This window comes from Burkholderia sp. Bmkn7 (assembly GCF_041103175.1).
GTDB classification, from domain to species: domain Bacteria; phylum Pseudomonadota; class Gammaproteobacteria; order Burkholderiales; family Burkholderiaceae; genus Burkholderia; species Burkholderia cepacia.
Genome location: NZ_JBGCUH010000002.1, coordinates 3,058,067 through 3,084,690, shown reverse-complemented (window position 1 = coordinate 3,084,690; position 26,624 = coordinate 3,058,067). Strand labels below are relative to the sequence as shown.

General features: G+C 67.2%; 25 protein-coding genes. 12 read left to right on the top strand and 13 right to left on the bottom strand.

Going from position 1 to position 26,624, the window contains the following annotated elements:
* Positions 1 to 8: 8 nt before the first annotated feature.
* The gene (locus tag AB3K92_RS19725) at positions 9 to 1,913 is read right to left on the bottom strand and encodes a sigma-54-dependent Fis family transcriptional regulator (protein ID WP_060331498.1); all 1,905 of its coding nucleotides are present in this window, start codon (positions 1,911 to 1,913) and stop codon (positions 9 to 11) included.
* Positions 1,914 to 2,248: 335 nt separating this feature from the next.
* Between AB3K92_RS19725 and AB3K92_RS19720 the strand changes: the two genes are divergently transcribed.
* The 3 genes from AB3K92_RS19720 to AB3K92_RS19710 all read left to right on the top strand — a co-directional run bounded on the left by AB3K92_RS19720 (position 2,249) and on the right by AB3K92_RS19710 (position 3,539).
* Positions 2,249 to 2,524, top strand: a complete 276-nt coding sequence (locus tag AB3K92_RS19720; RefSeq protein WP_021163278.1) for a DUF2964 family protein — start codon at positions 2,249 to 2,251, stop codon at positions 2,522 to 2,524.
* Between the two features lie 240 nt (positions 2,525 to 2,764).
* Positions 2,765 to 3,052, top strand: a complete 288-nt coding sequence (locus AB3K92_RS19715; RefSeq protein WP_011354308.1) for a DUF1488 domain-containing protein — start codon at positions 2,765 to 2,767, stop codon at positions 3,050 to 3,052.
* A gap of 337 nt (positions 3,053 to 3,389) precedes the next feature.
* The gene (locus tag AB3K92_RS19710) at positions 3,390 to 3,539 is read left to right on the top strand and encodes a tetratricopeptide repeat protein (protein WP_226203898.1); all 150 of its coding nucleotides are present in this window, start codon (positions 3,390 to 3,392) and stop codon (positions 3,537 to 3,539) included.
* Between the two features lie 90 nt (positions 3,540 to 3,629).
* Here the strand turns inward: AB3K92_RS19710 and AB3K92_RS19705 are convergent, their stop codons facing one another.
* Positions 3,630 to 4,931: an NCS2 family permease gene (locus AB3K92_RS19705; RefSeq protein ID WP_021163282.1), complete on the bottom strand. Its 1,302-nt coding sequence runs from the start codon at positions 4,929 to 4,931 to the stop codon at positions 3,630 to 3,632.
* A gap of 143 nt (positions 4,932 to 5,074) precedes the next feature.
* Here AB3K92_RS19705 and AB3K92_RS19700 point away from each other — a divergent pair, with 143 nt between their 5' ends.
* On the top strand, positions 5,075 to 5,593 hold the full coding sequence (locus tag AB3K92_RS19700) for a hypothetical protein (protein WP_369465651.1): 519 nt from the start codon (positions 5,075 to 5,077) through the stop codon (positions 5,591 to 5,593).
* A 210-nt stretch (positions 5,594 to 5,803) separates the two neighbouring features.
* Positions 5,804 to 6,082, top strand: a complete 279-nt coding sequence (locus AB3K92_RS19695) for a hypothetical protein (RefSeq protein WP_006480752.1) — start codon at positions 5,804 to 5,806, stop codon at positions 6,080 to 6,082.
* Between the two features lie 166 nt (positions 6,083 to 6,248).
* Here AB3K92_RS19695 and AB3K92_RS19690 read toward each other — a convergent pair whose 3' ends face one another.
* The 6 genes from AB3K92_RS19690 to AB3K92_RS19665 form a co-directional block, all read right to left on the bottom strand.
* Complete coding sequence (locus AB3K92_RS19690) at positions 6,249 to 6,626, bottom strand: DUF2917 domain-containing protein (protein WP_021163284.1); 378 nt, start codon at positions 6,624 to 6,626, stop codon at positions 6,249 to 6,251.
* A gap of 314 nt (positions 6,627 to 6,940) precedes the next feature.
* Positions 6,941 to 7,318, bottom strand: coding sequence for a DUF2917 domain-containing protein (locus tag AB3K92_RS19685; RefSeq protein WP_059492152.1), 378 nt, complete (start codon positions 7,316 to 7,318; stop codon positions 6,941 to 6,943).
* 251 nt (positions 7,319 to 7,569) lie between these two features.
* Positions 7,570 to 7,857 carry a hypothetical protein gene (locus AB3K92_RS19680; RefSeq protein WP_021163286.1) on the bottom strand — a complete coding sequence of 96 codons (288 nt, stop codon included), beginning with the start codon at positions 7,855 to 7,857 and terminating at the stop codon, positions 7,570 to 7,572.
* 79 nt (positions 7,858 to 7,936) lie between these two features.
* On the bottom strand, positions 7,937 to 8,842 hold the full coding sequence (locus tag AB3K92_RS19675; protein WP_021163287.1) for a metal-dependent hydrolase: 906 nt from the start codon (positions 8,840 to 8,842) through the stop codon (positions 7,937 to 7,939).
* A gap of 30 nt (positions 8,843 to 8,872) precedes the next feature.
* Positions 8,873 to 10,660 (bottom strand): SDR family oxidoreductase, encoded by a 1,788-nt coding sequence (locus AB3K92_RS19670; RefSeq protein ID WP_059492041.1) that lies wholly within the window; start codon positions 10,658 to 10,660, stop codon positions 8,873 to 8,875.
* Positions 10,661 to 10,704: 44 nt separating this feature from the next.
* Positions 10,705 to 11,601, bottom strand: a complete 897-nt coding sequence (locus AB3K92_RS19665) for a M24 family metallopeptidase (protein ID WP_048024754.1) — start codon at positions 11,599 to 11,601, stop codon at positions 10,705 to 10,707.
* A 431-nt stretch (positions 11,602 to 12,032) separates the two neighbouring features.
* Here AB3K92_RS19665 and AB3K92_RS19660 point away from each other — a divergent pair, with 431 nt between their 5' ends.
* Positions 12,033 to 13,310 carry a haloacid dehalogenase-like hydrolase gene (locus AB3K92_RS19660; RefSeq protein WP_369465650.1) on the top strand — a complete coding sequence of 426 codons (1,278 nt, stop codon included), beginning with the start codon at positions 12,033 to 12,035 and terminating at the stop codon, positions 13,308 to 13,310.
* Between the two features lie 90 nt (positions 13,311 to 13,400).
* Here the strand turns inward: AB3K92_RS19660 and AB3K92_RS19655 are convergent, their stop codons facing one another.
* The 5 genes from AB3K92_RS19655 to AB3K92_RS19635 form a co-directional block, all read right to left on the bottom strand.
* Complete coding sequence (locus AB3K92_RS19655) at positions 13,401 to 13,628, bottom strand: hypothetical protein (RefSeq protein WP_226203903.1); 228 nt, start codon at positions 13,626 to 13,628, stop codon at positions 13,401 to 13,403.
* Positions 13,629 to 13,759: 131 nt separating this feature from the next.
* The gene (locus AB3K92_RS19650) at positions 13,760 to 14,701 is read right to left on the bottom strand and encodes an Abi family protein (RefSeq protein ID WP_369465649.1); all 942 of its coding nucleotides are present in this window, start codon (positions 14,699 to 14,701) and stop codon (positions 13,760 to 13,762) included.
* A gap of 156 nt (positions 14,702 to 14,857) precedes the next feature.
* A complete protein-coding gene (locus tag AB3K92_RS19645) occupies positions 14,858 to 15,631 on the bottom strand; it encodes a slipin family protein (protein WP_059588752.1) in 774 nt (257 codons plus the stop codon).
* Positions 15,628 to 17,220: a nodulation protein NfeD gene (locus AB3K92_RS19640; protein WP_369465648.1), complete on the bottom strand. Its 1,593-nt coding sequence runs from the start codon at positions 17,218 to 17,220 to the stop codon at positions 15,628 to 15,630. Before AB3K92_RS19640 ends, AB3K92_RS19645 begins: the two co-directional genes overlap by 4 nt.
* A gap of 121 nt (positions 17,221 to 17,341) precedes the next feature.
* Positions 17,342 to 18,376, bottom strand: coding sequence for an AraC family transcriptional regulator (locus tag AB3K92_RS19635; RefSeq protein ID WP_021161959.1), 1,035 nt, complete (start codon positions 18,374 to 18,376; stop codon positions 17,342 to 17,344).
* A gap of 137 nt (positions 18,377 to 18,513) precedes the next feature.
* On the opposite strand from AB3K92_RS19635, the gene AB3K92_RS19630 reads away from it, so the two are divergent.
* The 6 genes from AB3K92_RS19630 (at position 18,514) to AB3K92_RS19605 (ending at position 26,018) form a co-directional block, all read left to right on the top strand.
* Positions 18,514 to 19,647: an acyl-CoA dehydrogenase family protein gene (locus AB3K92_RS19630; protein WP_059588757.1), complete on the top strand. Its 1,134-nt coding sequence runs from the start codon at positions 18,514 to 18,516 to the stop codon at positions 19,645 to 19,647.
* 184 nt (positions 19,648 to 19,831) lie between these two features.
* Positions 19,832 to 21,538, top strand: a complete 1,707-nt coding sequence (locus AB3K92_RS19625) for an AMP-binding protein (RefSeq protein ID WP_021161956.1) — start codon at positions 19,832 to 19,834, stop codon at positions 21,536 to 21,538.
* A gap of 108 nt (positions 21,539 to 21,646) precedes the next feature.
* On the top strand, positions 21,647 to 23,176 hold the full coding sequence (locus AB3K92_RS19620) for a CoA-acylating methylmalonate-semialdehyde dehydrogenase (protein WP_059485176.1): 1,530 nt from the start codon (positions 21,647 to 21,649) through the stop codon (positions 23,174 to 23,176).
* A 15-nt stretch (positions 23,177 to 23,191) separates the two neighbouring features.
* On the top strand, positions 23,192 to 24,094 hold the full coding sequence (gene mmsB, locus AB3K92_RS19615; RefSeq protein ID WP_369465647.1) for a 3-hydroxyisobutyrate dehydrogenase: 903 nt from the start codon (positions 23,192 to 23,194) through the stop codon (positions 24,092 to 24,094).
* Positions 24,091 to 24,882: an enoyl-CoA hydratase gene (locus AB3K92_RS19610; protein WP_059485175.1), complete on the top strand. Its 792-nt coding sequence runs from the start codon at positions 24,091 to 24,093 to the stop codon at positions 24,880 to 24,882. The genes mmsB and AB3K92_RS19610 overlap by 4 nt, the downstream gene beginning before the upstream one ends.
* Positions 24,879 to 26,018 (top strand): enoyl-CoA hydratase/isomerase family protein, encoded by a 1,140-nt coding sequence (locus AB3K92_RS19605; protein ID WP_060224656.1) that lies wholly within the window; start codon positions 24,879 to 24,881, stop codon positions 26,016 to 26,018. The genes AB3K92_RS19610 and AB3K92_RS19605 overlap by 4 nt, the downstream gene beginning before the upstream one ends.
* Positions 26,019 to 26,624: the final 606 nt, after the last annotated feature.

Below are 26,624 nucleotides of genomic sequence, written 5' to 3'. Positions count from 1 at the left end.
GGCCGGCGTCAATGCCGGCGCAGGTGCCGGTACACGGTATTGCGGGCGAGGCCGAGCTCGCGCGCGGCCGCCGACACGTTGCCGCCATGCCGTGCCAGCACGGCATCGATCACCGCGGCCTGATGGTGTTGCAGCGTCGTGCCTTCGTGCGAGCCGGCCGATGCGGCCGGCGCCGCGGATGACGGCGCCGCCGGTGCGTCGTCGCAGTCGAGCCAGAAATCGTCGGGCAAATGGGTGAGCGTGATTTCGTCTTCGTCCTCGGCCAGCATGCCGGCCGTGCGCAGCACGTTGGTCATCTGGCGCAGGTTGCCGGGCCAGCGGTGGCGCATGAACGCGTCGAGCACGTCGGCCGCGATGCGGCGCGGCATCGGTTCGCTGCGCGCGAGCCGCGCGAGAATCCGCTCGACGAGCGCGGGCAGGTCGGTGCGTGCGGCGAGCGCCGGCAGCGTGACCGCGAGCCCGTTGATCCGGTAGAACAGGTCTTCGCGGAACGTGCCTTCCGCGATCATCGCGCGCAGGTCGCGATGGGTCGCGCAGACCACGCGCACGTCGACCGGCACCGCGCGCGCGCCGCCGAGCGGCATCACCGCGCGTTCCTGCAGCACGCGCATCAGCCGGACCTGCTGCGCGAGCGGCATGTCGCCGATTTCGTCGAGAAACAGCGTGCCGCCATCGGCCTGCACGATCTTGCCGGGGCTGCCGCGCTTGCGCGCGCCGGTGAACGCGCCGTCTTCGTAGCCGAACAGCTCGGCCTCGATCAGCGAATCGGGCAGCGCCGCGCAGTTGACCGCGACGAACGGGCCGTCCGCGCGAGGCGATGCCTGGTGCAGTGCGCGGGCGAGCCATTCCTTGCCGGTGCCGGTCTGGCCGAGGATCAACAGCGGCAGGTCGCGCCCGCGGATCTTCGCGACGCGTTCGAGCACGGCGGCCATGCGTGCGTCGCCCGTGTCGAGCGTCGCGAACGTGATCGCATCGGGGTCCGGTGTGCGCACGCGTGCGGCGGGCGCGGGCGGCGTGACGGCGACGGCGGTCTTGTGCGCTTCCGCGAATTCGCAGCGCGCCAGCACGCGTACCCCGGTCGACAGCGTGAGGCGGAACATTGCGCCGGGTGCGCGTGCCGCCTGCTGCGCGAGCTGGCTGAAGCGCATGCCGAACAGCGCGTCGCTGGCCTGATGTTGCAGTGCGTCGAACGACGCACCGAGCTGGAATTGTGCGCTGCGGTTCGCGGCGATCAGCCCGCCGTCGGGGCCGAAGGCGACGAGCCCGGCGAACAGTGAATCGACGCATTCCTCGTGCGCATGAAAGCGCAGCCGCAGGGCTTCCGCGCACTGGTTCGCGAACAGGTGGTTCTCGATCAGTTGCGCGGACATCCGCACGAGCGCGAGCGTGTGCGGGCTCGAGCCGCGCGGATCGCCGCTGACGTCGAGCGTGCCGAGCGTGCGGCCGAACGGGTCGAAGATCGGCGCGCATGAGCAGGTGAGGATGTGGTTGGCGCGCAGGAAGTGTTCGTCGCCGTGCACGGCGACGGCCTGGCCCGATGCGAGCGCGGTGCCGATCGCGTTGGTGCCGCGTGCGCCTTCCGCCCACGAAACGCCCGTGCACAGCGCGACGCGGTTGGCTTTTTCGATGAAGTCCGCGTCGCCGATGCTGTGCAGGATGACGCCGTCCGCGTCGGTCAGCAGCACGAGGCTTTGCGTGTCGGCGATTTGCGCGTGGAGGTTCTCCATTACCGGGCGGGCGTGCGAGAACAGCGCGTGATTCGTGTCGAGCAGTTCGCGCAGTGCGAGGCGCGACAGCGGCGAGAAATCGGGACGTTCGTGCGCGCGCAGGCCGACCGCGGTCGAACGCGCATGCGCCTGCGCGAGCAGGTCGGTGCGACCCGCGGTGGCGGGCAGCACGAAAGGTTGCGGCATGACTTGTCTCCTGTCGACCCGAGTTAGCGCTTTAGCGCTTACTCGGGTCCCATGCTTCGCGGTCGACCAGAGTTAGCGCTTTAGCGCTTACTCGGGTCCCATGCTTCGCGGTCGACCAGAGTTCGCGCTTTAGCGCCACCCAAGCCCCACGCTCCTCGAATCCGGCCGATCCGGCACACACGTGCTCGCCGGATTTCTCTACCGGTTCCCGCCTGCGCGTGCGGCGCACCATCGACGCGCGAACGCCGGCCATCCGGGCACACAACATCATACAAGCGCCGCGTGCGATGTGCGACCGCGTACAAAATCCACTTGCTTTTAAATACCCGCCTGCAATGATGGAAACGGAGCACGCACGCGCCGTGTTCCGCATTGCAACATGCATGCGACGCGACATGCATCCGTTCGGGAGACGCATCATGGTTCGGACGGAACTGAGAGTCGTGCTGGCGGCCATCGCCACATTCATCATGCTGGGCGGCATTGCCGTGGCGATCCACGGGCTGCTGTTCGATCTGACCGATGCGGTGCGATACGGGGCGGCCGCGATTGCGGTCGGCGCCACGACGGCCGCAATCGCGCTCAACGTCTGGCCCAACGATCCTCACTGACGCCGGTCTCCGAAACGGTGCCGGATGCCGCGCTGATCAGATGAAATGCGCGTCGGAACGACGCACGCCGTAAATTTTGTCTCCCGCGCGAAACCGTCTAAAGTGGAAAGCAACCGGCATGCATTACCCGCGCCATTACCCGCGGGCCGTGCCCCCGCCGGCGAGCCCGCGTACATTTCGTCCGGCCGGTGGCGGACGACGGACGCGGTCATTCGTTTTCTACCGGTCGAGGCGGGTCCCATGCAAATCCATTTCACGAACGAGAAGCCCGAGTATTCGGGGCGCGACCTGATGCTTGCGTTCACGGCGTTGGTGAATGGCGAGCGCGTTCAATGTCAGATCACCGCCGAGGCACTGGAAGACCACTTCGGTGCGGCTTCGCCGCGCTTCGAGGACATGGTCGGTGCATTCGACCAGCACCGCGACCGTATCGAGGCGGCTGCACGGCGCCTGCTGTCGGAGACGCGCGCGCAATGCGTGACGCTGCGCAGCGGCTACGTCCGCTTCTACGAGGCCAACTGGCGCTGACGACACGACGCCCGTCTTGCTGCGCGCGTCGCTGAACGCCGCGCACGCGAAGACGTTGCCTTTCATGCGATGCCGTTCGGCGTGCCCGGGCGGCATTTTCGTATGCGGGGCGCACCGGATTGCTGCCGCGCCCGGCCGGCTGCCGGGGTGCCGGCACGACCCGGCGTATCGATTCGTCAGGATCGCAGAGAAAATCATTCGAATCAGGCGTTGAAGCTCGATCCGGCGAACCGTCTGGCGCTCGAGGCAACGGGCATCGCGGCGATCCGCGGCAACCGGCCCGATGCGGCGGTCGGGATCTTCGACGGCATGAACCGCGTATCCCGACGACGCACACGTGAACGTGATTGCCAACCTGGCGGTTGCCTATCGCCGCACCGGGCGGATCGATGATGCGATGCAGTTGTACCGCCGCGTCAAGACGCTGAATCCGCCGCTGGCGCAGCGGCTGTACGACGAGGAACTCAAGGGCGTCGCGACGCCGTGATGCGCGCGGGCGGGCCTGCGCGGCCCGCCCAACGAAAACGCCACCCGAAGGTGGCGTTCGTTCGTCGAGCATCGCGCCGAAGCGCGACCGTCACTCGCTGCCGAGATAGAAGAAGCGGAACAGGAACACGGCCGCGATGATCCACACGATCGGCTTGACCGAGCGGGCCTGGCCCGTCAGCAGCTTCAGGCCGCCGTAAGCGATGAAACCGAACGCGACGCCGTTCGCGATCGAGTACGTGAACGGCATCAGCAGCGCGGTGAGCGCGGCCGGCACGGCTTCCGTTGCATCGTCCCACGGCACCTCGACCATTTCGCGCAGCATCAGGCACGACACGTACAGCAGTGCCGGTGCCGTCGCATACGCCGGCACGACGCCGGCGAGCGGCGCGATGAACAGGCACGCGAGGAACAGCACCGCGACGGTGATGGCCGTCACGCCCGTGCGGCCGCCGGCCTGCACACCCGATGCGCTTTCGATATACGCGGTGGTCGACGACGTGCCGAGCACCGAGCCCGCGACGATCGCCGTGCTGTCGGCGAGCAGCGCCTTGTTCAGGCGGTTCATCTTGCCTTCGACGAGCAGGCCCGCGCGGTTCGCGACGCCCATCAGCGTGCCGGTCGCGTCGAACAGCTCGACGAGGAAGAACACGAGGATCACGTTGATGATGCCGGTCGACAGCGCGGCGCCGATGTCGAGCTTGAACAGCGTCGCATCGATCGACGGCGGCGCGGAGAACACGCCGTGGAACTGGTTGCCGCCGAAGAAGAACGACAGGATCGTCACGCCGATGATGCCGATCAGGATCGCGCCGCGCACGCGCAGGTGGTCGAGCGTGACGATCGTGAAGAAGCCGATGATCGCGAGGATCGTCGTCGGCTTGTGCAGGTCGCCGAGCGTGACGAGCGTGGCCGGGTTGCCGACGATCACGCCCGACGTCTTCAGCGAGATGATGCCGAGGAACAGGCCGATACCCGCGGTGATCGAGATCCGCAGCGATTTCGGAATGCCGTTGACGATCGCCTCGCGCACGCGGAACAGCGTGACGAGCAGGAACAGGCAGCCGGAGATGAACACCGCGCCCAGCGCGGCCTGCCACGTGAAGCCCATCCCCTTGACGACCGTGTACGCGAAATACGCGTTCAGGCCCATGCCGGGCGCGCATGCGATCGGGTAGTTCGCGTACAGCCCCATGATGATCGATGCCAGCGCCGCGACGAGGCAGGTCGCGACGAACACGGATTCCTTCGGCATGCCGGCGTCGCCGAGGATCGCGGGGTTGACGAAGATGATGTAGGCCATCGTCAGGAATGTGGTGACGCCCGCGAGTATTTCGGTGCGGAAGTCGGTGCCGGCTTCAGCGAAGCCGAAATACCGCTTGATGGATTCCATGAAGGCGTTTCTCCGGTCGGGTTGTCGTGTTGCTTGTTGTGCCGAATTGTTGTACAGGCAGCGGACGGCCGGCTTAATGTAACCAGCCACTATTGCCCGGCTATCGGCGGATTGTAATAGCGCGGATAGCTCGGACGATATAGTTGGAGGGCATGATCGCAAGATCGGTCGGCAGCCTGCGCGCGAACGGTCTGGCAGCCCGGCCGCGCGGCGAAGGCGCGCATTTTACCGGTTCGGGTGGAACGAACCGGAAGAAATGGCGGAAACGGGAGCAAGGCAGGGAAGCAAGGCAAGGAAGCAAGCCAAGGAAGCAAGCCAAGGAAGCAAGCCAAGGAAGCAACACCAGCGAACGGAGCCGGCCGATGCGTGCGCAACAACGAGAGAAGCGAGTGCAAGCCGGACGTGCAGGCGGACGCACAAAGCGGCGCGCGGTGTGGTGCGCGTGGCGGGTGCGGGATGACATCCGGCTGAAACGGATCGCCCGCATGCTGCACGAACGCGGGGCAGGCAGCACGTGCGCGGCCGGCGCGGAGGCCTGGCAGCGGCGCGCGGCGGCCATTCTTCAGGCCAGGCGGGAGCAGATATCGGGCTATCGTGCGCCGAAGCCGTCCCGCCCGCAACTGTCATTTCGCGATGCGGGGGCGACTGTGGTTTCTGTGTAAAAGATTGCAAGACCCCATCGCATAAACCGGCAAGTCTTTCTAGGATAGATACACCGCGCATGCACACGCCGGCCGGTAATTGCCGACGCGGGGGAGTCGCAGTCCGTGCAGGCCGGGCGGTGAAGTGCGGTCAAGGCCGTTGCGCGTTCGGGCAGGCACGGCCGGTTGCGATTGCCCGATGCGGGTTCGTCCGTAATCACGGAGGTCAGCATGTTGAACTGGATCAGCCGTTGGGCGATGCGACACGCCCCCACGCCGGAAAAAACCGCTGCGTCGATGCTCGTGACGGCGCGCATGGAACTGTTCGCTGCCGAACAGCGCGTCATCGACGCGAAATTACAAGCGGATTACTGGCGCACACGTGTGTCATTCCTCGAAGAGGTGCAGAAGCAGGGCATCGATCCGTGGGTGACCTCGCAGGCAGCGCAACGCCCCGACCTCGATTCCACTCCCCGCAGCACGGGCCCGCGTCTCGCCGCCAGCACCTGATGCACCTGATGCACCTGATGCACCAGCTGCATCGCGGCGCGCGATCGCTCGCGGCACGCACCGGCGTGCCGCGTCATTCGATGCGCACCCGCGGCGCCTCATGCCGCGGGTGCGTCCGTTTCCGGTCGCGGCCGTTCCGCGTCTCGCGTGCCTGACGGCACGTCGCTCATCCGCTCCTTCCCGCTATCCCGAAGAGCAAACGTTGCACTTGCGCAAGCGTGCGCCTGAAGCGCTCGCCGCGACGCACGTATGCGGTCGTGAGTGTCGCTTCGGCCGGCCGGTCGTCGGCAACGGTGCCGAGCCAGATGCGTTCGCCGCGTGCGATGCGCAGCACGTCGCCGGGCTGCACCCAGCAATCGTCGACGCTCGGCGGGCGCGTGACCCACAGCGCCGCGCCATGCGTGCGCAGCTCCGCGTCCCGCGGCGCGCGCCAGGTCATCGTCGTGCGCGGCGCGACCGCGAAACGGATCACGACAGTCGGTAACGCGATCGTGCCGGCGTGGCGCCGATCGGGACGGTCAAACAGCGGGCTTGCCTGGTCCATCGTCTTCTCCAGTGATTGAGCCGGATGGATGACGTGCACCAGAACAAAAAGGCCTCATCCGTTTCCGGCGAGGCCTTGTGTGACATGCGGTACTGCCCGATTGCTAACGCACAAGCGCCTCCCGTGAACCATTCTTTCGAATGTTCATCGATCGATGAATCGAGGCGGAGACGAGCGTGTACGTAGGCATGCGAACGAGTTTGTCTTCGTGGAACGGCGTTGTCAACGACAATTTTCGAGATAGTGCAGGTGATGCGTCGGAGGCTGCGCGCAAGCGGCCGCGCACCCGGATCGCATGCGTCGCGACACGTTCGTCATGAGCGACTTCGACATCGTTCGCGCAACAGGCTGCGCATTCGCGCGAGCGCATGCGCCAGCCATGCGCCGCGTCCCGTCGCGTACGCGGTCGTGATCGATGCTTCGGCCGGACGGGCGTCGTCGGTGCTTATCCAGATGCGATCGCCGCGCCGCACGCGCAGCACGTCGCCGGTTCGTATCCAGTAATCGTCGACGCTGCCCAGCCGCGTGACCCACAGAGTCGCGTCGTGCACGCGAATCTCGGCATCGTTTTGCGCGCGCCACGCCAGCGTCTTGCGCGGCGCGACCGTGAACTGGATCACGACCCGCGGCAACGCGATCGCATCGGTGCGGCACCGATCGGGGCAGACAACCAGCCGGCTTGCTTGGTCCATCGTCATCTCCTTCCGTTGAGCCGGGCGGGATGACGCGCACCAAAACAAAAAGGCCTCATCCGCTTCCGGCGAGGCCTTGTGACATGCGCAACTGAATCTCGATGCTAACGCACAAGCGCCTCCGGTGCTCGCCACGGATGGGCGTTCACTCGGTTTTCATGCGCGATGGCGGCGGGCTTGAGCATAAGCATGCGAACGAGTGTGTCGTGGCAGCGCATCGATGTCAACGGAAATTTCGAGATACGTGACGGTTACGCGTCGCGTTGCGCGAGGCCGTTCACGAGCAGCTCGGACAGCAGGCCCGTCATCCCTTCCGGGTGCGTGGCCGCGCGCGCCTTCAGCTGTTCGACGAGTTCGGCGTTGAGCTTGCATGCGAACGGCACGAGGCCCTGTTCCTGGTCCAGCTTGCGCTGCGCGCGGCGGTCGAGCTTGGCGACTTCTTCGGCACCCTTGCCGAAACGTGCTGAACTCGACTGCTTCATCGCGTGCGTCAGCTTGAGCGCCTTGTTCTTTTCGAGATCGGTTTTCTTCATGGCCATCGCGGCACCTCCGGGAAATTGAAGCCGCGATTGTACGCATTTCGGCGGGCGCCGCCCGCGGAGCCGGCAAGAAACCCGCTCAGGCGCCCTTCGCCGTGCCCCAGTTGCCGCCGTGCGCGGCCGCCTGTGCGGCCGGCGAGCGGGCGAGGTACGCGAGCGCCTGTTCGGTCGAGCCTTCGTGATGCGGCGTATAGCCGGGCTTGAAATAGCGCAGTGCCGCGCCGATCACCTTCCAGAACGACGGCAGGTGGCCGCGCCGCGAGCCTTGCCACCACGCGAGCACGAAACCCGGGTAGCGGCCGGCGTCCGGGTCGCGCCGGTACATGAACTTCGCGCCCGTCGTGATGTAGTAGAGCAGCAGCAGGATCACGAACGCCATGTGCACGCAGCGCTCCGGATAGGTGCCGCCCATGTGCCGGTAGATGTCGAACGCGACCGTGCGGTGCTCGACCTCCTCCGCGCCGTGCCAGCGCAGCAGGTCGACCATCGTCGGATCGGCTTTCCCCTCGTCGAGCCCGTGCGCGTTGAGCACCCAGTTGCCGAGATAACCGAAGAAATGCTCGAGCGACGCGATCACCGCGAGCTGCTGCCGCAGCCAGAAACGCGTGTGGCCGATCTTCAGCCCGAGCGGCTGTTCGCCGAGCACGCGCGTGAACAGCCGGTTGAGCTTTTGCGTGAACGGCTTCGTGTCGATCCCGTGCCGGTCGTAGTAATGCTTCAGCACGCCGCCGTGCGAACGCGAATGCACGGCCTCCTGCCGCAGGAAGCCTTCGGCCTCGTCGCGCAGGCGCGCGTCGGTGATCAGCGGCAAGGCCTTGTTGTACACGCGGCAGAACCACAGCTCGCCTTCCGGGAACAGCAGGTTCAGCGTGTTGATGATGTGCGTGCTGCCCGGGTCGTTCGGCACCCAGGTGACCGGCGTGTCGCTGAAGTCGAACTTCACGTGCCGGGCCTTGATCTTGTGATAGTCGGCGGTATCGGTCATCTTTGTCTCCCTGTGCGGCGGCGTGCGCCGTCAATGCGATGCCATGCTGACGCGGGCGATCATCCGGCCGAGCCACGGCATGAAGCGGCCGACGAAGCGCATCGCGTGCGCCTCGCCGCCGACGGCGACGACGGGGCGGTTGCGCAGCACGCCGTCGACCATCGCCTGCGCGACGGTTTCGGGTTTCAGGCCGCGCATCTGGTACAGCTTCGTCGCGCGCTTGCGCAGCCGCGCTTCGTCCTGGGCATTGGCGCCCGCGTATTGCGTCGACGCCATGATTCCGGTCTCCGCGAAGCCGGGGCACACGGCCGTCACGCCGATGCCTTTTTCCGCGAGCTCCGCGCGCATGCATTCGCTGAGCATCAGCACGGCGGCCTTCGTCGTCGCGTACGCGGGCAGGTCGCGCGACGGCCCGAACGCGGCGGCCGACGCGGTGTTGACGATGTGCCCGCCGGTGCCGCGCGCGGCCATCTGCTGCGCGAACAGCCGCGAGCCATGGATCACGCCCCACAGGTTCACGTGCAGGATGCGCTCCCAGTGCCGCGTGCTCGTGTCGAGGATGCCGCCGGCCATGCCGATGCCGGCGTTGTTGATCACCACGTCCGCGCCGCCGAGTTCGCTGCCGACCCACGTCGCCAGCGCTTCCATTTCGTCGGCGGACCCGACGTCGACGCGTTTCGCGTGGGCCTGCGCGCCGGTCAGCCCGATCAGCAGCGCGGTGCGTTCGGCGCTTGCGGGATCGATGTCGCAAGCGACGATCGTCGCGCCTTCGCGCGCGAACGCGAGCGCCGCGCAGCGGCCGATGCCGCTGCCCGCGCCGGTGACGACCGCGACCTTGCCGCTGAAGCGGCCGCTCGTTGCGCGGCGGCGCGCGTTCGCGAGCGCGGGCGGCTCGTTGCCCGATTCGACCGCGTCGATCAGTTGCCCGGCCAGATCCGCGAAGCGTGCCGGATCGGCGAGCGGCAGCCAGTGGCCGGCCGCGACCTCACGGCGGTAGTACTGCGGCACCCAGCGCGACAGGTTCTCGGACAGCGCGGGGCTCACGTACTTGTCGCCGAGCGGCACGATCGTCTGCACCGGTGCATGCGCATGGCGTTCGCGCGGCGCGAACAGGCAGCGGATGAAGTTCGCGCGATAGAGGCGCACGCCGCGCGCGCCGTCGTCGGCTTGCGTCGGACGCGGCGCGACGGGCGTTTTCTCGAGCCGGCGCAGCAGGCGCGGCCACGCGCGGCCGAGCCACAGCCGCCAGCCGAGCTCGGGGATGAGCGGCAGGTGGAACAGGTACACGTACCACGAGCGCACGAGCTGGCCGCCGAGCCTGGCGAGCGACGCGGGCGTCGGGTGCAGCACGCGTTCGCGCAGCCAGAAGCCGACATGGTCGAGGCACGGCCCCGAGCACGACGTGTATGACGCGATGCGGCCGGAAAGGCGCGGATCGGTGACGAATTCCCAGCCCTGGATCGAGCCCCAGTCGTGCGCGACCAGATGCACGGCGCGGCCGGGGCAGAGCGCGTCGATCACCGCGACGAAATCGTCGGTCAGCTTCGCGAGGTGGTAGTCGGCCGTGCGCTTCGGCGCGCCGGACAGGCCCGCGCCGCGCACGTCGTATGCGATCACGTAGTGCTTGCGCGCGAGCAGCGGCGCGACGTGCTGCCAGACGCTGCTGTCGTCGGGATAACCGTGCACGAGCACGACGGGCGAGCGGGCCGGGTCGCCCCAGGTCCTGACCGCGAGCGTCAGGTCGCCGGAGGCGACCGCCGTTTCGCCATGAACCGATTCGAACAGGGCCAGCGGCGCTTCGTTGGAAAGAGGCTGCATCGTGAGTCCGTCGTTCAGGGAGTCGGGGAGAAGGCGAGGATGCGTCAGGCGGCGGCCGGCACGGTCGCGACGGCCTGCGCACGCTCGGCCTGGCGGCGCTGCCAGCGGCGCACGTGCGGCAGGTCTTCGTCGAGCCAGTACGCGTCGTCTTCGGTGATCACGAGCAGCTCCTCGAATTTCGCGCCGACGCCGGCGAAGCCGAGATGCGGCTCGACGGCCCACAGGCCCGGCACGGGCGCATGCTCGGAGCGGCGGTCGATCGACCACAGCGGCGACCAGCCTTGCCGTTTCGCCGCGCGCCCCTGGTCGAGCAGCAGGTTGCGCGTCGCGTTCAGCCCGAAGCGCGCGACGAAGCGCGGCTTCGACAGCTTGTGGATCTTCGCGACGCGATGCGCGAGCACCTTGAACGGATAGGCCTTGTGGCGCGGCTCGACACCCTGGCGGCGGCACAGCGCGTCGACTTCCTGCGCGACCTCGGCCATCGGCCGGCGCGCCTTCACGAGCCGCACGATCAGGTCGCGATGGTCCATCAGGTCGTCCTGCAACTGCTCGAGGATCGGGTTCTGGCCGAGGCAGTGCGCGTAGCCGACGTCGGCCACGATGCCGTCGAGCACCGGCGCGACGTCGAGGATCACCGGCATGTCGGTTTCGAGCTGGCGGTTGCTCGGGAAGAACGCGAGATTGAAGCCGCCCATGTGCTTGAGGCCCGAGAAGCCTTCGAACGCGGTGCGGTCGCCGAACCACGCGAACGGCTTGTGCAGCCAGTCGTGTACGCCGTTGTCCTGCAGCCATTCGGTCAGGAGGCGTGCGGCTTCCTTTTCGGTGATGCCGGGGTAGAGCATCGCGCCGACGGTCTCGACACAGCGGTACGCAAGCTGCTGGACCGCGCGGAATTGCGGCAGCTCGTCGAGGTGGACTTCCGGCAGCGAGTGGTCGGCCATGATGCGTCTCCAAGGGGGGCGCTGATCCGGAATCCGTCCGCCGGCGTCGCCGTCGCGGGTTATTCAGTCAGCATTTAATGTGTCATTGATCAATGTAACGATCATAGACGGTTCCACGTGCCGGGACGTGAGGATTTGTCCTAATGGCAGGGGGAAATGGAGGGGAGCCTCTAGGTTTCCGGGCGATGTCGCGAGCGGGTGCGTCGCCGGCCCGGACGGCCGAGTTCGATCGCTTCGTGATGCCCGGCATGTCGCGCCGGATCAACTCGCCGTCGTGTCGCGGCGTGACGCTGTCAAATTGCCGAAATAATTTCGTCACATCATTCGTCCCCCGATTCGAGGCAGTCCCGGCTTCGCGGTGGCGATGACCCGCCAGTGCGCCGCACGGGGCAGTGACCGGAACCGATTCGACATTTCCACGGAGAGAGACCATGCAACGCCGCCAGTTCATGAACACCCTTGCCGCGGCGACCGCTGCGACGTCGCTGATGCTCAAGGCCGGCACCGCCGACGCAAAGCGCGCAACCGCGCCGGACGCGCTGGACCCGGGCCGCTGGTCGCCGTTCAACGCCGCGCGCCTGCAGGCGGTGCTCGACCAGCATGGCGTCGCGAGCGCGCGCTACGACGAAAAGCGCCGCCCGTACGCGGTGTTCGACTGGGACAACACGTGCATCATGAACGACTGCGAAGAGGCGTTGCTGATGTACCAGATCAACCATCTGCAATACAAGCTGACACCGGACGAATTCGTCGGCGTGATGTGGAAGGACGTGCCGAAGGGCGCGTTCATGAAGGACTACACGACCGTCGACGGCAAGCCGGTGACGATGGAGGATCTCGCCGCCGACGTCGAATCCGACTACCGCTGGCTCTACGCGAACTACAAGGGTTTCGGCGGCAGCAAGAGCCTCGACGAGATTCACGAGACCGACCAGTTCAAGGATTTCCGCGCGAAGCTGTACTTCATGTACGACGCGATCTGCGACACGCACCCGCTCGAAGTCGGCTACAAGTGGATCATCTATTTCTACAAGAACATGACGACCGCCGAGCTGCAGGCGATGGCGGAAGCGTCGGACAACTACGGGATCGGCGACGCGCTGCGCAAGGTTCGCTACGAAAGCCCGAAGACGCTGCCGGGCAAGGCCGGCGTCGTCGCCGATACGCATTTCCACGGCATTCGCATCCATGAGGAAATCCGCGCGGTGATGCACACGCTGCGCGCGAACGGCATCGACGTGTACGTGAGCACCGCGTCGCTCGACGATGTGGTGCGCGTGTTCGCCGGCAATCCGAACTACGGCTACGGCGTGCCGCCTGAAAACGTGATCGGTCTGCGCCTCGACATGCAGGACGGCAAGTACACGAGCACCTATCCGGCCGGCTGGCATTTCAACTGGGGGCCCGGCAAGACGGTGGGTATCCGCAACGTGCTCGAATCGAAGAAGGGCTACGGCCCGCTGCTGGTGTTCGGCGACAGCGACGGCGACGCGTGGATGCTGCGCGACTTCAAGGACACCGCTGCCGGCGTGATCGTCAACCGGATGAAGAAGGGCGAGATCGGCGCGGACAGCAACCTCGCGGCCGGGCAGATCGGCCAGCCGGATGCGCGCTTCCTGCTGCAGGGCCGCGACGAGCACACGGGCCTGATGATTCCCGACGAGAAGTCGATCAAGTACGGCAAGACCGAGCGCAAGCTGCTGGCCTGACGGGTGCTTGATGCCGGGCCGTGGCGGCCCGGCGTCCGGCATCCGGCGGGATCGACGGCGGCGCGTCGCGCGAGCCGGAACTCGCGTGTCTCAGCGCTCGCGCGGCGTACCCGGCCGATCCAGCAACGCCCCCAGCAGATCGATCGGCAGCGGAAACATGAAAATGAAGGAGAAGCGCAGGATCGGGCGCCGGACGATCGATCGGGTGCGGGAGTGGTACCGAATCCGGGGAGGGAAGCGGATCGAGCTCGCAACGGAGGAGGCGGGCAATAAAAAAGGACGCTTGCGCGTCCTTTTGCCGTCTGAAGTGTTGCGCATCGTCGAGAGGCGTCCCCAGCGTTTTCATCGGCAATCCTAGCGAAGTATCGAACGAATGTCAAAATGCATCGTGTCGAAAACGGATGCATGACGGGCATCCTGCCGCGTGTTCGGTTGTATCCGCCCTGAACTCACCGCCACGCCGGCGTCGAATGCCAATCGGTCGTGAAGCCGAGATGGGCCGCCGCGTCCACGTGCTCACACCCCGTCAACGTCGCTCGCAAGGCTTCGCGCCATTCGCTCCCATGACCGAGTGGGTCGAGCAGGGCCTTCATCATCGTTGCGCGGGCGTAGAACGTCTCCGGCCGGGTCATTTCCGGAGCATACCGGGCGAGCGTTCGCCCGGCCGGCTTGGCGGGAGGCGATACCGTCAGCTTCATTCCCCAAAGCCGGGCGTGGTGCGCACACGCATTGCGCAGGTCGGTGAGCGATTGCAGCCAGCTGGTGAGCACCGTATCAGGGATGTCCGGCCACGCATGGCGTCCGGCGATCTTGCGGTCGCGCATCGAGAGCGCGCTGAAAATTCGGGACAATGCGCCCAGGCTCAGCCGCTCGCAGACCAGCCAGATCGGCGGCAGGTCGGGGCTGGCATAGGTCCGATAGTAGTGAGTCAGTGCCGAGCCCTTCCGGGTTTCACACTCCCGGGCGATCTGATCCAGAACGCGCGCGTAGTGGCGCAGGTCGACGAAACGGTCCCTCTCGACGTACCAGTGGCTGCCGTAGTCGATTGCGAGGGGATTGCTGAGTGCGGCGCGCAGCGCAACCTCGATGCGCTCGACCGCGTCCATCGTGATCGAGCGCAGACGTCGATCGAATGCGTAGAGTTCAACGATGTCGGAGAATCGGGTTCGAGGCCAGAATCGCCTGGTCGTGGGGTTCTGGAACCGCCGCATGTAGACCAGCAACCGGAAATGGCCGATCGACCGGAGCATGCGCAAGTTCGCCGGGCGATCGTCGATGCGCAGGCCGCGTTGCCACAGCCGATGAAGCGTTTCCTCGGCACTGAGGGCCACCTTGCCATAGGCCCTGGTTGGCGTCGCCGGTGCCGTCTTCCTTGTCCGAGTCTTGCCCATCGTCGATCCGTACTGCCATGCATGAGGATCTCGTTGTATACGCCATCGGACCGTAAGCGGCCACCTTCCATACCATTCGGCAGATGGGGGCGCCGGTCGGTATCGATGCCTGCTGCCTCTCGTCCGGCGAATCCGGGGAGGATCCGAATGTCTGCCTCATTCCTCCCGCTTTCCTCCCAGCCGCTCCAGCAACGCCCCCAGCAGATCGATCGGCAGCGGAAACACGATCGTCGAGTTCTTGTCCGCCGCGATCGTCGTCAGTGTCTGCAGGTAGCGCAGCTGCATCGCCTGCGGCTGCAGCGCGAGCCGCTGCGCGGCCTGCAGCAGTTTCTCCGACGCCTGCAGTTCGCCTTCCGCATGAATCACCTTCGCGCGCCGCTCGCGTTCGGCCTCGGCCTGTCGCGCAATCGCGCGGATCATCGTCTCGTTCAGGTCGACATGCTTGATCTCGACGGTCGACACCTTGATCCCCCACGCATCGGTCTGCGCGTCGAGCGTCTTCTGGATGTCGGCGTTCAGCTGCTCGCGCTCGGCCAGCAGCGCATCGAGCTCGTGCTTGCCGAGCACCGAACGCAGCGTCGTCTGCGAGAGCTGGCTCGTCGCGTCGAAGAAGCGCGCGACCTGGATCACGGCCTTCTCCGGATCGACGACGCGGAAATACACGACCGCATTGACCTTCACCGACACGTTGTCGCGCGTGATCACGTCCTGCGCGGGCACGTCGAACACGACGGTGCGCAGGTCGATCCGCACGACCTGCTGAACGATCGGGATGATCAGCACGAGCCCCGGCCCCTTCACCTTCCAGAAGCGGCCGAGCATGAACACCACGCCGCGCTCGTACTCGCGGAAGATGCGGATCGACGACGCGACGAGCACCACGGCGAAGACGATCAGGACGCTGCTGAAGCCGAATGTGTAGCCGATCATGTTGGTTCACCTTGGTGTTGTTGTTCCTGCGCCGGCACGTCGTACAGCGGCGCGACGGTGAGCAGCAGCCCCTGGCGGCCGGTGACGCGCACGCGGCAGCCCGCGGCAAGCGGCGCGTTGCTGGCCACGCGCCAGCGTTCGCCGTGTACGCGCGCCCAGCCCGCGGCCGATGTAGCCGTGCCGGCCGCGTCGTGCGGCTGGTCGGCGCGCAGGCCGTCGTCGAGCACTTCGCCGATGCTGCCGACCATCGCCTCGGCACCCGTCACGACCGGGCGCCGCCGCGCGCGCAGCGCGACGCTCGACACGCCCGCGACGAGCAGCCCGCCGCCGAGCGCCAGGCTCGCGATCACGGGCCATGGAATCCCGTAGCCGGGCACGTCGGTGTCGATCAGCATCAGCGCGCCGATCGTGAACGACACGATCCCGCCGAAACCGAGCACGCCGAAGGTCGGCAGGAACGCCTCGGCGACCAGGCAGCCGAGGCCGAGCAGCACGAGGCCGAGGCCCGCATAGCTGATCGGCAGCAACTGCATCGCGAACAGCCCGACCAGCAGGCAGATCGTGCCGGCGACGCCCGGCAGCACGAAGCCGGGGTTCGCGAACTCGAAGAAGAGGCCGTAGATGCCGATCGTCAGCAGGATCAGCGCGACGTTCGGATCGGCGATGATCGCGAGGAAGCGGCTGCGCCAGTCGGGTTCGACGATGACGAGCGGCGCATGCGTGGTCGCGAGCTTCACCGTGCCGGCGGTGGTCGTTGCGGTATGGCCGTCGAGCTGCCGCGCGAGGTCGGCCGGATCTTGCGCGATCAGGTCGACGACGTGCTGCGCGCGCGCCTCGCTGGCCGACAGGCTGACGGCTTCGCGCACCGCACGCTCGCCCCATTCGGCATTGCGCCCGCGCAGCTGCGCGAGGCCGCGGATGTAGGCGGACGCGTCCTGCATCGCCTTGCGGATCTCGGTCGATTGCGTGTCGGTCGGCAATGCGGCCTGCGTGGCGGCCTCGGATGCACCGGATGCCCCTGACACACCCGGGGTTCCGGCCGGCGGGCGTGGTGCAGCGGGGTTCGCACCCGGCGGCGCGGCGCCGCCGATGCCGAACTGCACCGGCGACGCCGCGCCGAGATTGGTGCCGGGCGCCATCGCCGCGAAGTGGCTGGCGTAGACGATGTAGGTGCCCGCGCTGGCGGCCCGCGCGCCGCCCGGCGCGACGAACGCGGCGACCGGCACCGGCGAGCCGAGGATGGCCTTGATGATCTGCCGCATCGACGTGTCGAGGCCGCCGGGCGTGTCGAGTTGCAGGATCGCGAGCGGCGCGTGCTGGCGTGCCGCACGGTCGAGCGAGCGCACGATGAAATCGGCGCTGGCGGGCCCGATCGCGCCGTTGATCGGGATCACGATGACCGGGCGGGCGGCGGCGGGTGCGGTGGGTGTGTCGGGTGTGTCGGCGGACGGCGGCGCGGCGACCGCGGCACACACGACCAGCAGCGCCGCGAACAGCGCGGCGCGCGCGACCCGCGCGGACAGCGGGTGACGAGGGTGGCCGCCGGGCGTGGCAGGCACCGGCGGCGGCCCGTGACGGTGAAAGTGCATCGGGGCGTCCGGGCGGCGCGTGGCCGTGCGCCATCCGGCTTGCGGAAAGGGCGTGGGCCCGATGCTTAAAGATTAGGCGGTTTCGGCGGAAAGCGCGAAGCGAGCGCCGTGCCGCCCGGCCTCAGCTCGCGCCGCCGCCGCGCGCAAGCACTTCGTCGCGATAGTCGGCCGGGCTGCGCCCGCTCCATTTGCGGAACGCGCGGTAGAACGCGCTCGGTTCCGCGAAACCGGTTGCAGCCGCGACGTCGGCGATCGTGCGCGCGGGGTCGGCCAGCGCCTCGAACGCGAGGTCGCGCCGCAGCGTGTCCTTGATCGACTGGTACGCGTGGCCTTCCTGGTGCAGCTTGCGGCGCAGCGTGGCCTCGGCCACGTGCAGCCGCGCGGCCATCCCGCCCGCGCCCGGCCACGCGGCGGGCGGCATCCCGCGCAGCACCGCGCGCACGCGCTGCGCGAGCGCGTTCGGGTTGCGGTACTTGACGATGAAGCTCGCCGGCGCGTTGCGCAGGAACGTCTTCAGCGTTTTCGCGTTCTGCACGACCGGCAGCGTCGCGAATTCGGGATCGAAATCGACATACGAATCGGGTTCGTTGAAACGCATGTCGTCGCAGAACATCGCCGGGTATTCATGGTCGGCGGGCGGCGTGTCGCAGCGGAAGCTCGCATGCAGCAGCGGGATGCGCCGCCCGATCAGCCAGCAGGTCAGCCCGTAGACGATGATGAAATAGGTCGCATACGTGAACATCGCCGGCGTCGCGCCGTTGTTGCGGTGCACGAAGCGCAGCCGCACGCGCTGCGGGTTCGCGTCGAGCTCGGCGTGCAGGTCGTCGAGCACGCAGTGCATGAAATTCACCGCGCGCGCCATCGCGTGCAGGCCGTCGCGCGCGGTCAGCGCCGCCTGGCTCATCGCGATGAAACTGCCGCTGCGCATCGGGTGGCGATCCTGCCCGAAAAATTCGTCGTCGAGCGTGCGCGCGATCGCGTTCCACAGTGCGCCGTATTGTTGCGCGGACACGCGTGCGCGCGGCTGTCCGAGCAGCGCCGGGGCGATGCCGGCCTGCGCGAGCAGCGGTTCGGCCGCGACGCCGCGCCGGGTCGCGAGCGCGACGCTGTAAGCGACGAGGCTGATCGCGACGGTTCCCTTGTCTTCCTGCTTCATCCGTGCCGCCGGTGTGGCAAAAACGCTCAGTGTAAATGAGCGGCGCGAGCATCGAACAGTCGCGCGTGCTTGCCTACACTTGTTGCATCGAAACGCAAGGACGGTCGCGCCCGGCGGCCGCGGGAGACAGCAGCACCATGGACGAGCTTTACACCGAAGACCAGCGGATGATCCGCGACGCCGCACGCGCCTTTGCCACCGAGATGCTGGCGCCGAACGCGGCGCAGTGGGACCACGAAGCACACCTGCCCGACGCCATCGTCGCGCAGCTCGGCGAACTCGGCCTGCTCGGGATGATCGTGCCGCAGGAGCTGGGCGGCTCGTATACGGACTACGTGGCCTACGCGCTGGCGATGGAAGAAGTCGCCGCCGGCGACGCCGCGTGCGCGACGATGATGAGCGTGCACAACTCGGTCGGCTGCGGGCCGATCCTCGGTTTCGGCACGCCCGCGCAGAAGGATCGCTGGCTGGCCGACATGGCGGCGGGCCGCGTGATCGGCGCATTCTGCCTGACCGAGCCGCAGGCCGGCTCCGAGGCGAACAACCTGCGCACGCGTGCGGAACTGCGCGACGGCAAATGGGTGCTGAACGGCGCGAAGCAGTTCGTGACCAACGGCCAGCGCGCCGGGGTGGCGATCGTTTTTGCCATGACCGACCCGGAAGCCGGCAAGCGCGGCATCTCCGCGTTCCTGGTGCCGACCGACACGCCGGGCTTCATCGTCGGCAAGCCCGAGAAGAAGATGGGCATCCGTGCATCGGATACGTGCCCGATCACGTTCGAGAACTGCGCGATTCCGGAAGAGAACCTGCTCGGCAATCGCGGCGAAGGGCTGAAGATCGCGCTGTCGAATCTCGAGGGCGGGCGCATCGGCATCGCCGCGCAGGCGCTCGGCATCGCGCGTGCCGCGTTCGACAAGGCGCGTCGTTACGCAGGCGAGCGCGTGCAGTTCGGCAAGCCGATCGCCGAGCATCAGGCGATCCAGCAGAAGCTCGCCGACATGGCCGTGCAGATCAACGCCGCGCGCCTGCTCGTGCATCACGCGGCGAAGCTGCGGACGGCCGGCTTGCCGTGCCTGTCGGAAGCGTCGCAGGCGAAGCTGTTCGCGTCGGAGATGGCCGAGCGCGTGTGTTCGGACGCGATCCAGATCCACGGCGGCTACGGCTACCTGGTCGATTACGAAGTCGAGCGCCACTATCGTGACGCGCGCATCACGCAGATTTACGAAGGCACCAGCGAAGTGCAGCGGATGGTGATCGCGCGGCAGCTTTGAGCCGCGGTGCTCCGATCCGGCATCACGCAATCGAACGAGCAGGCGCACGACGCAGGCACGAGGGCAGCGCGGCGAACGCGGCACGCAAAGACGTGACCGTGCGCCGTGCAACACGGAACGGCAGCCTGTGCTGCAGCACAGGCGCCGCTTGACCGCTGGGCATGGAGACTGGACGGAGACACACATGACGGTACAGGCATTCCTGAACGCACGCGACTTTCTGCTGCGCCATCGCACCGACTACGAAACCGCGTACCGCGATTTCGAATGGCCGGTGCTCGACGCGTTCAACTGGGCGCTCGACTACTTCGACCCGATGGCGCGCGGCAACGACCAGCCCGCGCTGTGGATCGTCGACGCGGCCACCGGCACGGGCGATCCGTATTCGTTCGCGCAGATGTCCGAGCGTTCGTCGCGGATCGCGAACTGGCTGCGCTCGATCGGCGTCGTGCGCGGCGACCGTATCCTGCTGATGCTGCCGAACCGTGTCGAGCTGTGGGACGCGATGCTCGCCGCGATGAAGCTGGGCGCGATCGTCCTGCCCGCCACCACGCAACTGTCGCCCGACGACGTGCGCGACCGCGTGCAGATCGGCGGCGCGAAATACGCGATCGTCGACGAGAACGAAACCGCGAAATTCGACCAGCCCGACCTCGGCCTCGCGCAGAAGATCGTCGCGGGCGCACCGCGCGCCGGCTGGCTCGCGATGAACGACGGCTATGCGGCGAGTGCCGAATTCGAGCCGGACGCCGTCACGCACGCGAACGATCCGATGCTGCTGTACTTCACGTCGGGCACGACGTCGAAGCCGAAACTCGTCGAGCATACGCACCGCACCTATCCGGTCGGGCACCTGTCGACGATGTACTGGGTCGGCCTGCAGCCGGGCGACATCCACTGGAACATCAGCTCGCCGGGCTGGGCGAAACACGCGTGGAGCTGCTTCTTCGCGCCGTGGAACGCGCAGGCCTGCGTGTTCGCATTCAACTACGCGCGCTTCGAGCCGAAGGTGGTGCTCGATGCGCTCGTCAAATACCAGGTGACGACGCTGTGCGCGCCGCCGACCGTGTGGCGCATGCTCGTGCAGCAGCCGCTCGCGTCGTTCGACGTGAAGCTGCGCGAGATCGTCGGCGCGGGCGAGCCGCTGAATCCCGAGATCATCGAGCGCGTGAAGAAGGCGTGGGGCATCGCGATTCGCGACGGCTACGGCCAGACCGAGACGACCTGCCTGATCGGCAACTCGCCGGGCCAGCCGGTGGTCGCGGGCTCGATGGGCCGGCCGCTGCCCGGCTACCGCATTACGCTGCTCGACCCGGACGGCGCGCCCGTGACCGAAGGCGAGGTTGCGCTCCCGATCGGCGCCGACGTCACGCGCCCGGTGGGCCTGATGAAAGGCTATGCGAACAACCCCGATGCAACCGCCTACGCGATGCGCGACGGCCACTACCGCACGTCGGACATCGCGATGCGCGGCGACGACGGTTATTACGTCTACATCGGCCGCGCGGACGACGTGTTCAAGTCGTCCGACTACCGGCTGAGCCCGTTCGAACTGGAAAGCGTGCTGATCGAGCATCCGGCGATCGCGGAAGCGGCCGTCGTGCCGAGCCCCGACCCCGTGCGGCTGTCGGTGCCGAAGACCTTCATCACGCTGCGGCAGGGCTACGAGGAAAGCCCCGCGCTCGCGCTGGAGATCTTCCGTTTCTCGCGCGAGAAGCTCGCGCCGTACAAGCGCATCCGCCGCCTGCAGTTCGCGGAGCTGCCGAAGACGATCTCGGGGAAGATTCGCCGCGTCGAGCTGCGCCGCCGCGAGATCGAGCGCGGCGACGACGCGACCGCGCGCATGCCCGGCGAATACTGGGAAGAAGATTTTGCTGCCGAATTGAAATGACGTGACCGCGGGCCGCGCGCCGCATTCCGCGGCCGCCGCCCGCAGCCGAACTGAACCGGCCGCGCGGCGATATCGCGCTTCGCGGCCCTCTGCAAGGAGAAGGGATCGATGAACGCGAATCCGACGCCCCGGACGGGGCAAGACGTGCCGACCGTCAAGCTGCTGATCGACGGCGCTTTCGTCGAGTCCGCCACGAAAGAGTGGCGCGACATCGTCAACCCGGCGACGCAGCAGGTGCTCGCGCGCGTGCCGTTCGCGACCGTCGAGGAAGTCGACGCGGCCGTGCAGGCCGCGCACGCCGCGTATGCGACGTGGAAGAACACGCCGATCGCCGCGCGCATGCGCATCATGCTGAAGTTCCAGGATCTGGTGCGCACGAACCAGCAGCGCATCGCGAAGACGCTGACGGCCGAGCAGGGCAAGACGATCCCCGATGCCGAAGGCGACATCTTCCGCGGCCTCGAAGTGGTCGAGCACGCGTGCTCGATCGGCTCGCTGCAGCTCGGCGAATTCGCGGAGAACGTCGCGGGCGGCGTCGATACCTACACGCTGCGCCAGCCGCTCGGCGTGTGCGCGGGCATCACGCCGTTCAACTTCCCCGCGATGATTCCGCTGTGGATGTTCCCGATGGCGATCGTCTGCGGCAACACGTTCGTGCTGAAGCCGTCCGAGCAGGACCCGATGTCGACGATGGAGCTCGTCGAGCTCGCGATCGAGGCCGGCGTACCGAAAGGGGTACTGAACGTCGTGCACGGCGGCAAGGAAGTCGTCGACGCGATCTGCACGCATCCGCTCGTGAAGGCGATCTCGTTCGTCGGCTCGACCGCCGTCGGCACGCACGTGTACAACCTCGGCAGCGCGCACGGCAAGCGCGTGCAGTCGATGATGGGCGCGAAGAACCATGCGGTCGTGCTGCCCGATGCGAACCGCGAGCAGACGATCAATGCGCTCGTCGGCGCCGGTTTCGGCGCGGCGGGGCAGCGCTGCATGGCGACGTCGGTCGCGGTGCTGGTTGGCGAAGCGCGCGACTGGCTGCCCGATCTCGTCGCGAAGGCAAAGCTGTTGAAGGTGAATGCGGGCGCGGAAGCCGGCACCGACGTCGGCCCGGTCGTGTCGAAGGCCGCGAAGGCGCGCATCCTGTCGCTGATCGAAGCGGGCGTGAGCGAAGGCGCGAAGCTCGAACTCGACGGCCGCGACGTGAAGGTGGCCGGCTACGAAAGCGGCAACTTCATCGGCCCGACGATCTTCTCGGGCGTGAAGACCGACATGTCGATCTACACGCACGAAATCTTCGGCCCGGTGCTCGTCGTGCTCGAAGCCGACACGCTCGACGACGCGATCGCGCTCGTCAACGCGAACCCGTTCGGCAACGGCGTGGGCCTGTTCACGCAAAGCGGCGCGGCCGCGCGCAAGTTCCAGAGCGAGATCGACATCGGCCAGGTCGGCATCAACATCCCGATCCCGGTGCCCGTGCCGTTCTTCAGCTTCACGGGCTCGCGCGGCTCGAAGCTCGGCGATCTCGGCCCGTACGGCAAGCAGGTCGTGCAGTTCTACACGCAGACCAAGACGGTCACCGCGCGCTGGTTCGACGACGACACGACTGCCGGCCCGGTGAATACGACGATCCGGCTCCACTGAGCCGTGGAGGACAACATGAAAATCGGTTTTATCGGCCTCGGCCACATGGGCGCGCCGATGGCGCTGAACCTGCTGAAAGCCGGCCACGAAGTGCACGCGTTCGACCTGAGCACCGACGCCTTGCGCGCACTGCAGGATGCCGGCGCACAGGTGGCCGCGTCGCCGCGCGATGCCGCATCGGGCGCGACGTTCGTCATCACGATGCTGCCGGCCGCGCCGCACGTGCGCTCGGTGCTGTCCGGCGAGAACGGCGTGCTCGCCGGCCTCGGCGCGGGCGCGACCGTGATCGATTCGAGCACGATCGACCCGGCGAGCGCACAGGCGTTCGGCGCGCTCGTGCGCGAGCACGGCGGCGCGTTCGTCGATGCGCCCGTGTCGGGCGGCACCGGCGGCGCGGCGGCCGGCACGCTGACCTTCATGGTCGGCGGCAGCGACGCGGATTTCGAGCGCGTGAAGCCCGTGCTCGCGGGCATGGGCAAGAACATCGTCCATTGCGGTGCGACGGGGATGGGGCAGGTCGCGAAGGTTTGCAACAACCTCGTGCTCGGCATCTCGATGGCGGCGGTGTCCGAGGCGATGTCGCTCGGTGTCGCGCTCGGCATCGACCCGAAGGTGCTGGCCGGCATCGTCAACACGTCGACGGGCCGCTGCTGGAGCTCGGACACCTACAACCCGTATCCGGGCGTGATCGAGACCGCGCCGTCGTCGCGCGGCTACTCGGGCGGCTTCGGCACCGACCTGATGCTGAAGGATCTTGGCCTCGCGAACGATGCCGCGAAGCAGGCGCGCCAGCCCGTCTATCTCGGCGCGCTCGCGCAGCAGCTGTACCAGACGATGAGCAGCCGTGGCGACGGCCAGCTCGATTTCTCGGCGGTGATCCGCCTGTATCAACCGGCCAGCAAGAAGGACGCGTCATGATCGAACTGGACTACGTCGACGACGGCGCGATCGCGTGCGCGACGCTCAAGCGTCCGCCCGCGAACGCCTTTACCGCCGACGGGCTGCGGCAACTGCAGGACACCGTCGCCGAACTGAATGCGAACCCGCGCGTGCGCGCGCTGGTGATCACGGGCGACGGCCCGAAATTCTTCAGCGCGGGTGCCGATCTCAACACCTTCGCCGAAGGCGACCGCGCGGTCGCGCGCGCGATGGCGTCGCGTTTCGGCGCGGCGTTCGAGGCGCTGCACGACGCGCGTGTCGTGACGATCGCGGCGATCAACGGCTACGCGATGGGCGGCGGCCTCGAATGCGCGCTTGCGTGCGACCTGCGGATCGCCGAGACCCATGCGCAGATGGCGCTGCCCGAGCCGTCGGTCGGCCTGCTGCCGTGCGGGCTCGGCACGCAGACGCTGCCCTGGCTCGTCGGTGAAGGCTGGGCGAAGAAGATCATCCTGACCGGCGCGCGTGTCGACGCGGCCACCGCGCTGCGCATCGGCCTCGTCGAGGACGTCGTGGAGTCGGGCGCGTCGCGCGATGCGGCGCTGGCGCTGGCGCGCAACGTCGCGCGGCAGAGCCCGCACGCGGTCGCGTACAGCAAGGAACTGATCGGTCTCGCGCGCCGCGGCGTGCCGCGCGGTGCGGCGCTTGCGGTCGAGCGCGAACGCTTCGTCGACCTGTTCGATACCAGCGATCCGCGCGAAGGCGTGGCCGCGTTCCTCGGCAAGCGCGCGCCGCAGTGGCACACCGACGGGGAGGGGCAACGATGAGCACGCCGGTCACGAATCACGACGCGTTCGCGGAGCATGCCCCCGAGGTGCTGTTCCGTGTGGTGAATCGCGTGGCGCTGATCACGCTGAACCGGCCGGCCGCGTTGAACGCGCTGTCGTACGCGATGATCGGCGAGCTGGCCGCGCTGCTCGAACGCTGCCGCCATGACGACCAGATCGTCGCGGTCGTGTTGCGCGGAGCGGGCGAGAAGGGCTTCTGCGCGGGCGGCGACGTGCGCGCGCTATACCGGATGGTCGCGCAGCGCGAGACCTGGCTGCCGTTCTTCGTCGACGAATACCGGCTCGACTACGCGATCCATACGTTCCCGAAGCCGGTGGTCGCGCTGATGGACGGCGTGACGATGGGCGGCGGGATGGGCCTTGCGCAGGGCGCCGCGTTGCGCGTCGCGACCGAGCGCAGCAAGATCGCGATGCCGGAAACGCGCATCGGCCTCGTGCCCGATGTCGGCGCGACGCATTTCCTGTCGCGCATGCCGGTCGAACTCGAGCTGTACGTCGGGCTGACCGGCGCGATGCTGTCGGGTGCCGACGCGCTGACCGCGAAGCTCGCGGATCTGTGCGTGCCGTCCGCGTGGCTCGACACGTTCGAGACGCGCATCGAAAGCGTCAAGTGGGAAGGCGATGCGCTGCCGCTGCTGCGCAAGGTGTTCGAGCCGCCGTGCAACGTTGTGCCGCATGCGGCGCTCGACGGGCAGATGCCGTGGATCGTGCGTCACTTCGACAAGCGCTCGACCGTCGAGCGGATCGTCGCGACGCTGACGCAGGAACTCGCGCGCGAGGAACTGTCGCGCGAGCACCGTCAATGGCTGCAGGCGACGCTCGATGCGCTCACGGGCCATTCGCCGACGATGCTCTACGTGACGCGCGAGGCGCTGCTGCGCGGCCGCCAGATGACGCTCGCGGAATCGTTCCGGATGGAGCTCGGCATCGTCGCGCGCGCGATCGAGGAAGGGGACTTCTGCGAAGGCGTGCGCGCGCATCTCGTCGACAAGGATCGCAAGCCGCGCTGGGCGCCCGCGTCGCTCGTCGAGCTGCGCGCCGAACGCGTGCGGCATTTCCTCACGTCGCCGTGGAAGCTGTTCGCGCATCCGCTCGCCGATCTCGGCGCGGGTTGACGCACGGTATTACCCCCGGGCGACATGCAAGGCGGCCATGCTCCGGTATGGCCGCCTTTTTTTCATGCCGCGCGATGCCAGCGTGAACCACATGACTTCGCCACCGTTCACGGCGGCCGGAACACTCGATCCTGTGTACCCGCTCGCACAATGGCCATGCGGAAATTTTTGACTTGCCATTCAATCGGATCAGCCATTAATATCATCAAATAAAGTTTGATGGGCGTTTCGATAATGTAATGTCGCTGTAATTGCGGCGATTATGATAATGAAGCGCTTTCGATAAATGATCCGAGGCAGGCATGAGAGAAATGGTGTATTTCACGCGGGGTACGGTCGTGCCCGGCATCCGGTATTTCGATATCGTTTCCGTCACGTCGCTGACGGCCTCTCACCCATGACAAGGCGCTGAGTCCCGCCATTCAGGCGGTTCGCAACACAATTCCGAATTTCGATTGTCGTACGGACGTCGGTTGACGTCCGGGAGTTCGCTCGCCTGTCGATCGCGTCAATGCAGTTTCATTGCGAATTGATTGAATTGGTGTGGCTCGTTTCTTTCTCGTATGAAAGCTTTGGCAGAGAAGCGAATCAATCGAATTCGTTGGA

Bases quoted from the DNA above. Each gene is read 5' to 3' on its own strand.
- AB3K92_RS19685 (WP_059492152.1), bottom strand. From the start codon at position 7,318: ATGGACCAAGCAAGCCGGCTGGTTGTCTGCCCCGATCGGTGCCGCACC.
- AB3K92_RS19625 (WP_021161956.1), top strand. From the start codon at position 19,832: ATGACGGTACAGGCATTCCTGAACGCACGCGACTTTCTGCTGCGCCAT.
- AB3K92_RS19670 (WP_059492041.1), bottom strand. From the start codon at position 10,660: ATGCAGCCTCTTTCCAACGAAGCGCCGCTGGCCCTGTTCGAATCGGTT.
- AB3K92_RS19705 (WP_021163282.1), bottom strand. From the start codon at position 4,931: ATGGAATCCATCAAGCGGTATTTCGGCTTCGCTGAAGCCGGCACCGAC.
- AB3K92_RS19725 (WP_060331498.1), bottom strand. From the start codon at position 1,913: ATGCCGCAACCTTTCGTGCTGCCCGCCACCGCGGGTCGCACCGACCTG.
- AB3K92_RS19605 (WP_060224656.1), top strand. From the start codon at position 24,879: ATGAGCACGCCGGTCACGAATCACGACGCGTTCGCGGAGCATGCCCCC.
- AB3K92_RS19635 (WP_021161959.1), bottom strand. From the start codon at position 18,376: ATGAAGCAGGAAGACAAGGGAACCGTCGCGATCAGCCTCGTCGCTTAC.
- AB3K92_RS19675 (WP_021163287.1), bottom strand. From the start codon at position 8,842: ATGACCGATACCGCCGACTATCACAAGATCAAGGCCCGGCACGTGAAG.
- AB3K92_RS19665 (WP_048024754.1), bottom strand. From the start codon at position 11,601: ATGGCCGACCACTCGCTGCCGGAAGTCCACCTCGACGAGCTGCCGCAA.
- AB3K92_RS19695 (WP_006480752.1), top strand. From the start codon at position 5,804: ATGTTGAACTGGATCAGCCGTTGGGCGATGCGACACGCCCCCACGCCG.
- AB3K92_RS19610 (WP_059485175.1), top strand. From the start codon at position 24,091: ATGATCGAACTGGACTACGTCGACGACGGCGCGATCGCGTGCGCGACG.
- AB3K92_RS19645 (WP_059588752.1), bottom strand. From the start codon at position 15,631: ATGATCGGCTACACATTCGGCTTCAGCAGCGTCCTGATCGTCTTCGCC.
- AB3K92_RS19680 (WP_021163286.1), bottom strand. From the start codon at position 7,857: ATGGCCATGAAGAAAACCGATCTCGAAAAGAACAAGGCGCTCAAGCTG.
- AB3K92_RS19690 (WP_021163284.1), bottom strand. From the start codon at position 6,626: ATGGACCAGGCAAGCCCGCTGTTTGACCGTCCCGATCGGCGCCACGCC.
- AB3K92_RS19660 (WP_369465650.1), top strand. From the start codon at position 12,033: ATGCAACGCCGCCAGTTCATGAACACCCTTGCCGCGGCGACCGCTGCG.
- AB3K92_RS19630 (WP_059588757.1), top strand. From the start codon at position 18,514: ATGGACGAGCTTTACACCGAAGACCAGCGGATGATCCGCGACGCCGCA.
- AB3K92_RS19720 (WP_021163278.1), top strand. From the start codon at position 2,249: ATGATGGAAACGGAGCACGCACGCGCCGTGTTCCGCATTGCAACATGC.
- AB3K92_RS19655 (WP_226203903.1), bottom strand. From the start codon at position 13,628: ATGCGCAACACTTCAGACGGCAAAAGGACGCGCAAGCGTCCTTTTTTA.
- AB3K92_RS19620 (WP_059485176.1), top strand. From the start codon at position 21,647: ATGAACGCGAATCCGACGCCCCGGACGGGGCAAGACGTGCCGACCGTC.
- AB3K92_RS19650 (WP_369465649.1), bottom strand. From the start codon at position 14,701: ATGGGCAAGACTCGGACAAGGAAGACGGCACCGGCGACGCCAACCAGG.
- AB3K92_RS19640 (WP_369465648.1), bottom strand. From the start codon at position 17,220: ATGCACTTTCACCGTCACGGGCCGCCGCCGGTGCCTGCCACGCCCGGC.
- mmsB (WP_369465647.1), top strand. From the start codon at position 23,192: ATGAAAATCGGTTTTATCGGCCTCGGCCACATGGGCGCGCCGATGGCG.
- AB3K92_RS19715 (WP_011354308.1), top strand. From the start codon at position 2,765: ATGCAAATCCATTTCACGAACGAGAAGCCCGAGTATTCGGGGCGCGAC.